The sequence below is a fragment of the Nodosilinea sp. LEGE 07298 genome, assembly GCF_015207265.1.
GTDB lineage: Bacteria > Cyanobacteriota > Cyanobacteriia > Phormidesmidales > Phormidesmidaceae > Nodosilinea.
This window is the reverse complement of sequence record NZ_JADEXE010000488.1, coordinates 1-2,963: the sequence shown is the minus strand read 5'-3', so window position 1 is coordinate 2,963 and position 2,963 is coordinate 1. Positions and strand designations below refer to the sequence as shown.

The following is a 2,963-nucleotide window of genomic DNA, read 5'->3' as shown; positions in this document are numbered from 1 at the left end:
AGCCGCACTTCGGACACCGGATAACGCCGTCGGGCCAGCGCAACGTCCGAACGCTGTCGTAGCACTTGGCCTCTTCCAAAAGGTGTGTCAGGGTTAGCATGAGATCGCAGAGCAGGTGCACTTTAGTGTTCAGCCTAGCGAATACATCATCTGCTTGCAGGTCACCTCCCTGAAACACCTATTGAGCCATTCAGATATTGTTATGTCTGAGTAGGTGGGTGCCAGCCAAACTCAATCCAAATTGAGCGGGCTGAAACGATGTTGTCGTTGTTTAGGCGCAGAGCTACCACTGTGGCCCGTCCCCGTGGGGTGATGCCTGTGATGTGAGTGCCGCCATTGCTCCATCGAAAGTTCCCTGGCCAGTCATCGGTACGTGGGTTGAAAAGGGGCACCAGTTGCTGAGTTTCTGGATCAAGTGCTTCAGTTTTTGCCCCTTTGAACTCGTTGCAGCGATAGCAAGCTGCGGCTAGGTTGCCGCACTCATCGGTACCACCCAACGACCGAGGCAGAATATGCTCCATTACCAAAGGCGTGCCCGTGACCTGCGATGGAGTTTGGCAGTATTCACAGCGATAACTAGATGCTGCAATCACCTGCTGCCGCAAGCCCTCAGAAATGCTCATACTGGAACAGGTAGGTCAGCTAAGGCAGGAATCTTCTGGCCTCGCCAGCGGAGTAGCGACCAGGCATAGGCTTTACACAGCATCAGATGATCGGCAGATTGCCTGAGGGCAGAGAGTTCTTGCCGTTCTGCGGGGGTGAGCTGATTGGCTGCGTTTTTTTGCAGCAGTTCGGTGTGGCGATTATACTGTATCGGTTCGGTTTGGGTTTGGGCGATCGTATATAGCTCTTTCACACTCAGCCCTTGCATGGACAGTAGATCGGTTTGCAACTCTGGCGGTGCGTTATCGACAGAGGGCGGCAGGTTGCTCAGCACACTCTGGGCCACCAGCGCTTCAATCGATTGATGGGTAGCCGCTGCAATTCGCATCAGTTGACGCATTACCGGCTCTGGCAGCTCGATGGTAATTTGCTGGGTGCTCATAGCAATTGGTAAGAGGTGACTCTGCAATATTTCTTAGATCAAGCTGAACCGTTTATAGGTTACAGTCTACAAGTCTTGATGCGAGAGAAGAGATTCCACCTTAATACTCCACCATATGAGCTCGAGCCTCGAACTCCTCGGCTACTTGGAAGCTTTCCTACCGAAGAATTCTGGAGGTCAAAGGTAAAGTCTGAGTCGCTCACGTAAGAATCTTCCTCGCGCCAACCGACACGGCGGCAAAATTCATGCCAAATTTCATGGCCTGGGTAGTTGCCGTCAAGCTTAGCACCACATTCTTGGTAGACACGCTTTTGCACACCAAAGCCCCATTTACCATCACTGTAATCCACCCATAATGCATTGATCGTCTTTAGAACAGCACAGGGAAAGTTCAGCACTTCTTCTCCGCGAATCCAGTCATCTTCTTTGCGCCCGACGGCTTCTAGCATACGGCGATCAGTCTCTCGATCAGCTTCCTTCCAATGCCCCGCTTTTAGCAAGTCGCTCAGTTTGCGATAGTCAACCCCTTTTTCAGAGCTGAGGTCGTCGTCCTGGACGGCGGAAGTAGGGGTCTGACTGAGAGGCGCAGTGGGTAGATTAGGCAGCACCCATCCTGATGGTTCGGGCAACACCCATCCTACCGGGGGTGCTGCTGGCGGTATAGATTCCTCAACGATGTCTTGCAGCGGCAGAGACTCGGAGGTGGGGGTGGGGGCCGGAAAGTGAGGTCGCAGAGTATCAAAAAAGCGGGCGGGGGGCAGTTTGCCTCCGGTTACATCGACCGTTTGCAGCGCGGCCACCGAAAACCAGCGCGGTCCTTCGAGCCGCAACGGGAAGATGGGTTTACGAAGTTCGAGGGCGTGGGCCAGTTCGCACTGCACCCAGTGCGACTGCTTAGAGCGGGGAGACATGACAATGATCAATACCTGACAGCACTCCACCTGCTTTTCGATAGTGTGGGGCCAGGTAGCCCCATAATCTGTGTTGATATCTAACCAAAATGGCAGGTGGTGCGACTCTAATGCCTGGGCCAGCAGGCTCACATAGGCCTTGTCTTGGCGGCTGTAGCTGATGAAAATAAAACTCATGTGGCGCGGCGTTCCTGTCCCCAAGCCTAGTATGGCCCAGGGGAAGGGATTTTAGATTTTGGATTGGGGATTTTGGATTGGGTCTGATTCGAAGCTCTCCCTATCCTCTGCCAACAAACCGGCTCACCCTCCAAAATCTAAAATCCAAAATCAGACAACCGATCCGACCACGAGCCCCACGATCGCCCCAGCCGGGACCAGTTGCCACGTAGGGCGACGAAAACGGATCAGGGCGACGAGGGCGGCAAGACCTACAGCAATAGCAACAACTGTGCGTGGCAGGGTGGGCTGAATCAGCGCGGCGGCAGCGAGGGGAATGGCGGCGGCGGCGATCGCCCCCAAAGCCGCAGGTAGTACCCCCTTAAGAAAACTCTTGACCCAGGGGTTTTGCCGCAGCCGCAGCAAAAAGGGCGAGGCAAACATGATGAACAAAAATGAGGGCGTAAATATCGCCACAGTGGCAACCAGTGCCCCCAGTGCCCCGGCCACCTTATAGCCCACAAAGGCAGCGGTAATCACCACGGGGCCGGGGGTGAGTTCTCCCAGCGCAACGCCGTCGATGAACTGGCTGCGAGTCATCCACTGAAAATCATTCACTACCGCTGTTTCGAGTAGAGGAATGATGACCAGGCCACCGCCGAAAATAAAAGCTCCTGTCTTGAGAAAAAAGCTGGTTAGCGGTACGGCGTAATCTTGGATACGATCCCATCCCCAAAAGCCAGAGCCAGCTAAGGGAGTAGCCGGTAGATTTGCCAGTAGGTTTGGAATGCTCTGGGTGGCAGGAATCAGGGGGGCGAGCCAGGCGCTAGCACGGGGAGAGGGTCCGGCGG

The 2,963-nt window shown here is 54.7% G+C and carries 5 protein-coding genes; all 5 read right to left on the bottom strand.

Annotated elements, in window-relative coordinates; all coding sequences use genetic code 11:
- On the bottom strand, nt 1–100 hold a 100-nt coding region (locus IQ273_RS36230), incomplete at its 3' end, for a transposase (protein ID WP_194021068.1).
- A 100-nt stretch (nt 101–200) separates the two neighbouring features.
- On the bottom strand, nt 201–623 hold the full coding sequence (locus tag IQ273_RS32145) for an HNH endonuclease (RefSeq protein WP_194027146.1): 423 nt from the start codon (nt 621–623) through the stop codon (nt 201–203).
- The gene (locus IQ273_RS32140) at nt 620–1,045 is read right to left on the bottom strand and encodes a hypothetical protein (protein WP_194027145.1); all 426 of its coding nucleotides are present in this window, start codon (nt 1,043–1,045) and stop codon (nt 620–622) included. Before IQ273_RS32140 ends, IQ273_RS32145 begins: the two co-directional genes overlap by 4 nt.
- 59 nt (nt 1,046–1,104) lie before the next feature.
- Nucleotides 1,105–2,133 carry a GUN4 domain-containing protein gene (locus tag IQ273_RS32135; RefSeq protein WP_194027144.1) on the bottom strand — a complete coding sequence of 343 codons (1,029 nt, stop codon included), beginning with the start codon at nt 2,131–2,133 and terminating at the stop codon, nt 1,105–1,107.
- A gap of 150 nt (nt 2,134–2,283) precedes the next feature.
- Nucleotides 2,284–2,963 (bottom strand): chromate transporter (locus IQ273_RS32130; protein WP_194027143.1); only part of this gene is annotated, 680 nt, incomplete at its 5' end.

Coding starts and splice junctions, on each gene's coding strand:
- IQ273_RS32145 (WP_194027146.1), bottom strand. CDS start 623: ATGAGCATTTCTGAGGGCTTGCGGCAGCAGGTGATTGCAGCATCTAGT.
- IQ273_RS32140 (WP_194027145.1), bottom strand. CDS start 1,045: ATGAGCACCCAGCAAATTACCATCGAGCTGCCAGAGCCGGTAATGCGT.
- IQ273_RS32135 (WP_194027144.1), bottom strand. CDS start 2,133: ATGAGTTTTATTTTCATCAGCTACAGCCGCCAAGACAAGGCCTATGTG.